Origin of the sequence: Methanobrevibacter sp., from assembly GCF_045603845.1 — an archaeon.
Taxonomy (GTDB): Archaea; Methanobacteriota; Methanobacteria; order Methanobacteriales; family Methanobacteriaceae; genus Methanocatella.
In genome coordinates, this window is the sequence record NZ_JAZUMY010000100.1 from 23,235 (window position 1) to 30,000 (window position 6,766).

At 31.3% G+C, this 6,766-nt stretch carries 3 protein-coding genes; 2 read left to right on the top strand and 1 reads right to left on the bottom strand.

Annotated elements, in window-relative coordinates:
• The first annotated feature begins 251 nt into the window (after window positions 1-251).
• Window positions 252-647, top strand: a complete 396-nt coding sequence (locus ACKI2W_RS09770; RefSeq protein WP_407381629.1) for a hypothetical protein — start codon at window positions 252-254, stop codon at window positions 645-647.
• Between the two features lies 1 nt (window position 648).
• On the opposite strand, the gene ACKI2W_RS09775 is transcribed toward ACKI2W_RS09770, so the two are convergent.
• A complete protein-coding gene (locus ACKI2W_RS09775) occupies window positions 649-1,602 on the bottom strand; it encodes a zinc ribbon domain-containing protein (protein WP_407381631.1) in 954 nt (317 codons plus the stop codon).
• Between the two features lie 159 nt (window positions 1,603-1,761).
• Here ACKI2W_RS09775 and ACKI2W_RS09780 point away from each other — a divergent pair.
• The coding region (locus ACKI2W_RS09780) for an adhesin (protein WP_407381633.1) at window positions 1,762-6,766 on the top strand (5,005 nt) is incomplete at its 3' end.

Below are 6,766 nucleotides of genomic sequence, written 5' to 3' on the forward strand. Positions count from 1 at the left end.
AGAGTTATTTATAGGGTATGAATCAGTAAGTTAGTAAACAACACTAATATTGATTTTGTATATTATAGTTCTGTTTATATAAGATTATGAACATGAATTGTTATCATTAGTAAAAAACAAACATTTATCTATCATGTTTTTTTAAAACATAAAAAACATAAGGAACATAAATTTTTATGTTTCTTATGTTAGAAAATAATCACTACATTATAAAAACAATAAGATACAGATATATCATGGGTGTTAATACAATGGGTCTATTTTCCAAAACTCCTGAAGAAAAGAAACTGAAGGAATTGACCGGAGGCTTTCTTCTAACCGACAGGTATCTGAAAACTTTAGAAAGCTACGGCGTTTCAAGAAACATGGGATATTTCATCCAAGACACTGTAAGACAAGAAATCAAAAATTCCAAACTTCAGGTTGATGAAATAGAGCCGAGACTGATTTTTCTAATTAAGCAGTTCTCATCAATAAGGTGCGAGCAGGCATCCGGTGAAACCAGAAGCGTTTCAGCCACATCTGAAGAGCGCACCATGAAATTTCTGATTAACCAGAGCCATAACATGCTTTCATGTCCCGAATGCAGTGCAAAATATCTGAAAAATGACACATATTGTCATAAGTGCGGATTCAAGTTAAAATAAGTTATCTGTTGTTTGTGACATATCCGTTTTCAAATACCTTAAAGATTTCTTCGCTTTTTACATCCTCGCCGGCTATGGTGATGCCGGACATTAAGATTACATGCATATGGCTGAGCTTTTCATCAGTTGTGAATGTTTCACTGCTTTCAAGAAGAATCGCATCATAGTCCGGAGCCTTAGCGTAATCGTTTTTAAAGACGTCCTTGATGTCATGCCTGATTTGGGCCGTCACAAAGCCTTCAAGAATATGGATGATGTCATCGGCAATTGAATTGCCTAATTTCAAAGCAAAATAAATGATTTCAGAGTCCTTTTCCAGATCGAAACTTTCCACAAGTAGATTGTTGAACGATCCGTAGTTCTGATAACCGTATGGGATGAATCTTCCCTCAACCGTATGGGCGCAGTACTCATTGGCCAGCACCAGAACAGGATTGATTCCCAAAGTGAATGAAACGTAAGCCTCAAGAGCGTCGCTTTTTTCAACCTCCCAGATATACATGAGCATCTGCTCGAAAATCTCATTGAAAAGATGATGGGTAAGCTCATGAATCAGCGTGGATATTATATCGCAGTCGTTTAATCTGTCATCAATCTCGATATGGTTATATGAGTAGCTTCCAAACTCGGCACCCCTTGACTTGTAGCTGACATCCGCATAGGAAAGTGCCAAAAGTTTGATTTTTCCTAATGTGGATCGGGTCTTGAATTCCTGGGAGAGGTCGTCCAGATAGTCATGGGCCATTCTGGTGATGTTTTTAAGTATAATTGCATATTCCATTTCCGTAAGCGGATTTTCCTCAAGGATTTTAAGGTTTTCATCGTTAATTATTTCATTGAATGAGTTGAGTCTGCCCAGATTGAAATATTCGTCCTTCATTAATATGAAATCACATTGGCTGCAGTAGATGTTTGATGAGGAGTTTTCCTTTCCGCATTTTGAACAGAATACCATGATTAGATATTTGTTTTGGATATTGAAAAATCTTTTTATTATCATTAACTTATTTAATAAATTAAAAAATAATTGATAAGTATTAAATACTTTTTTAATTAAATATATGTTTATTATATTTAATAGAAAATATAATAAAAAATAAATCAAGGTAAAATTATGAAAAACAAAATAATTTTGACTTTTTTACTAATTTTTGTTCTAGTTTCATTAGGTGCGGTTTCTGCAGCTGATATTGATGATGCAGTAATTGCAAGTGATGATGCTAGTGATATTTATGTAAGTCCTATTGAGGGGGGGGGAAATGACTCTCAGGCTGGAACTTCAGACAGTCCTTATGCTACAATAGCTAAAGCACTTGAAGTTTCTGGTGATTCCTCAACAATCCACTTAAGTGAAGGGACTTTCAGTGGAACTGGAAATAGTGCGATAACCGTAAACAAAGGAAATATTGCTTCTGGAACTATTACTATTGTAGGTGCCGGAAGTGATAAAACTATCATTGATTTGAATGGAACACAATTTTTAAATATTGGTTCTTCAAGTTCTATTAGTTTAGCAAATTTAACTATAACCAATGGTAGGGCTACTGGTGGTGGAGCTGTATTTTCTCAAGGAAATGTGAATATAGAATCTGTAAAATTTATTAATAACACCGCTTCAAGTGGTGGTGGGGCAATTCATATAATGAGTACTGTATTTTTAAAAAATAATACTTTTATTAATTGTTCATCTGATAGTGGTGTTGGAAATGAGATTACAATTGGAACTTCAAATAATAAATATGGATATATTAAGTTTCAAGATATGAATATTACATCCAATACATTCACTGTTAATGCAACCATTACTGATGATCAAGGTACTCCTATCCATGGAGGAAGATATGCAATAAACATTGACGATGATGAAATTGGAAATGTTTATTCTGTCAATGGATTAATACAATGCACAGTTACAAAAATTTTAGAAAATGGACAACATACATTGACAATTAATTCTAAAGATTTATTTATAACAGACGGAATAGCTAATGTGAATGTTTCACGCAATTTCACATATTATTATGTATCTCCAGAAGGAGATGATGTAAATAATAATGGAAGTAAAGATAATCCTTTTAAAACTATTAAGAAAGCCATATCTGAAGGTTTTAATGAAGGAGATAATGTTAATATTTATTTACTGGAAGGAACATTTTCCGGTACTGGAAATACAAATGTTGATATTTCAAATTTAAAAACTTCTGGATTAGTTAATATTTATGGTATTAATAATAAAACAATTATTGATGGATTAGGCAGCTCAAGAGGATTTACATTTGGTAATATTGCTGTAAACTTTTATAATGTTACAATTACCGGATTATATAGTACTGCTGTAAATGGTGCAATTATCGGTTCAGAGATGATAAATTTCAATGATTGTATCTTTGATAACAATAATGTAATATCATTAATTTCAGGAACCAACTGTAATTTAAAGAATGTTAAATTTATAAATAATAAATTAAATGCAAATCCTAGGAATATGGCATTTGCAAATCGTGTTAATATGGCAGTTAAATCTATGGATAATGTAACATTTGAAAATAATAAAGGTGTTGGTGTTATCACTATCCGTTCAAAATTATCCAATTCAAGATTTATTAATAACGATTATTATAATACTTTTACTATTCGTGAACAACAAGGATTAATAAGAGTTGAATCAGGCAATACATTAATCTCTCAAAATAACCTATTTGAAAATAATACCTGGAGAGCTATTATTCTTCAGACACAGACTGCAAATTTGATTAGTGAAAATGATGTATTTATTAACAATTCAGCGACTAACGGTGCTGCTATAAAAGGTGGAGGCACATTGATAAATGATACTTTTAAACTTAATAAAGGTACTACAACAGCCGCTGCAATATCACATACATATGGTGAATTGATATTGGAAAACTGTACTTTTATGGATAACACTATAAATGGTAATATAAGTGATATTTCAGGTTCCAGTGATTTGAATTGTAATTTAATTAATAACTTAACATTTGTGGATATTAACTCATCAACATATGTGGCTGAATTAAAAGCAATTTTTGAATCTGAAGACTTGGTTGTTAGTGGTTATTCAGTTCATTTTTACTTAGATGATGAATATATTGGAGATGCAAGATTAGATAAAAATATTGCATTACTTACAGTGACTTCATCCGGAGGTATTCATGAAATTTCAGGTTATTTAAATGATTTCTCAAATGTTACAAACGGTATTTTGAATATTGTTTTAGCAAATGCTTCAGATGTTGAATTATATGTATCTGAAAATGGATCTGATATTGATGGAAATGGTTCATTCGATAATCCATTCGCAACAATTAAAAAAGCTTATGATTATGGAATGCAACAAAATACATATAATTTATTTATTAAAACCATAGGAACTTTAAAAGGTACAGGAAATGTATTACTTAAATTAGAACCTTATATGAATTTAACAATTTTGGGTATGGATAAAAAAACTTCCGTTATTGATGCGGAATCAAATTCATATTTATTTGATGTTCAACCTTATGCTAAGAATGTAAACTTTAAATTAGAAAATTTAACTGTAATCAATGGTGTTGCAAAAAATAGTCAATCCTTAGTTTATGTTGCAGGAAAATATTTGTCTGTAGAAAATTGTTTATTTGAAAATATTTCCGGATATGCATTATCCATATACAATACAGGAAGAAGTGACCTTCAAAATAGTACAGTTTTAATAAACAATTCACAATTTATTAATTCAAGTGCATTTTATTCAAATTATGTAAATTATGTTAATATAACAAATTCTATTTTTAAAAATACAACACTTGAAAAAGTATCTGATATAATTCATATTGACAGTACAAATTTAATCAGTGTAGCTAGTATTCCTTATATTCCAGAAATAGTTATGGAAAATTTAATATTTGAGGGAAGTACATCTGATAATTCTTCAATATCCAGTAATTTATATCTTAAAGGAGCAAAGGCCATTCTTTTAAATTCCAAGATAATTAATTCCATAAACAGTTCAGCAGTTCATATAAACAATAATCGTTATGGTGGCTTTATATCAATTGTAAATTCAACATTGGAAAACAATGATTATGATTTCATTGCTGGTTATATGGGACAGGAAAGTCCACGTCCTTCCATAGAATTAATTAATACATCAATAATTAATAGTGGAGGAATAATAACTCCAGATATGCGTTATCAAAATGTTTGGTGGAATATTATCAATTCCTCATTCATTAACATGACTAAAGAAATGATATTTAATGGAGCAGATATTAAACCAAATAATACGATATTCAAACCGGTTATAAATATTACTAATACATTATTCCTCAATAATCCTTATGGAATTAAAATTGCCCAAGGTAATATTTCTGAAAGTTCATTTTATAATTCAACATTATACATTGTACAGGGTGAAGGGTCTCAACCTGCTGCAACTATAGTTTATTTAAACAATAATTATTGGAACAGCATGACTCCAAATTATATTGAAGATTATCCTTCAGCTATCGTGTATTGTGATACATGGATTGTCCCAGGATTAATTAGTGATAACGAAACCGGTTTTAATAAGACTTTAACATTGTCTTATAAACAGTTTGACGGTGAAAATTATACTGATTACGATACTTCAAAAATGTATATTTTTGATGAAAATTTCACAATTTCTGTAATTGATGGTATTATAACACCAACTGATGGAAATTTAGCTAATGGTGATGTTTTAACATTTAATTATACATGTGATACTCTAGGTAATCATTCTGTAATTTTAAAACTGACAAATAATTTGACAGTTGAATTAAATGTTACATTCTATAAACTTGAAACTCAGTTAAATTTAACTCTTGATTATGATAATGTATATGTTGGTGAAAATTTAACTATAAATGTTGTTTTAACCACATCAGATGCGAATATAATTAATGGAAGTGTTGATGTTTATTTAAACGGCAATTATCTTGACACAATAAATCTTATAAATTGTGAAGGAGCATTATCCATTGTTATGAATCAGACTCCTAGAGTTTATGAAGTGTTTGCTAACTACACTGGTGATGATACCTATCTGTCATCCGTTAATGCTACTACATTCACTTTGTCTGAAACTGAAATGAACGTTAGTGTTGAAAACAACAATTCCAAAGAAAACGTTACTTTCAATGTTGAGTTTAACTATCCTGCTAACGGTACTGTTGATGTAACTGTCGGCAATGATACTTACACTGCTCCTGTTGAAGACGGTGTAGCTCAAGTTATCGTTCCTCCAATGGATGTGGGTGAATATGAGGCATTGGTTTCATACAATGGCGTTGTTAACCAGACAGTTCCATTCAACATTACAAGGGACACTAAAACCAATATTAAAGCTGAAGATGTTGAAATGTATTATGCTGACGGTACCCAATTGAACATTACATTAACTGATGCATATGGTGATGCATTGGCAAATGAAACTGTAATTGTAACTATTGGTGATGAGATAATTAACGCAACTACTAATGATGAAGGTATTGCTTTTGTTGATTTGGATTTGGCATCAGGAAACTACACTGCAGTCATTACCTATGCTGGCAGTGAAACTCAGGATGCTGCAAATACCACTGCAAACATTGTTATTTTAACTAATACTACTACAGTTATTGTTGCTGATGATTTGGTATTGTATTATAAAAACGGAAGCAGAGTTCAGATAACTTTAACTGATGCTTTAGGAAATCCTTTAGCTAATGAAAAGATTATTATTAACTTGAACGGCGGTAATTACACAAGAACCACCAATGAAAACGGTACTACAAGTATGGCTATCAACTTAAATGTCGGCAATTACACCGCTAACATTTTCTATAATGGATCTGATGTGCAGGATGCTGCCAATAAAACAGTTGACATTACTGTTTTAAGCACAATTTCTGCAGAAGACGTTACCAAAGTCTTCAGAAACGCAACTCAATACTATGCTACCTTCACTGATGGCAAAGGCAACCCGTTAGCTAACGGTACAGAAGTGACCTTTAACATCAATGGTGTAATGTACACCCGTAAGACCAATGAAAACGGTACTGCTAAATTAAACATTAATTTAAACCAGGGTACATACATATTGACTGCAATAAATC

Bases quoted from the DNA above. Each gene is read 5' to 3' on its own strand.
- ACKI2W_RS09770 (WP_407381629.1), top strand. From the start codon at position 252: ATGGGTCTATTTTCCAAAACTCCTGAAGAAAAGAAACTGAAGGAATTG.
- ACKI2W_RS09775 (WP_407381631.1), bottom strand. From the start codon at position 1,602: ATGGTATTCTGTTCAAAATGCGGAAAGGAAAACTCCTCATCAAACATC.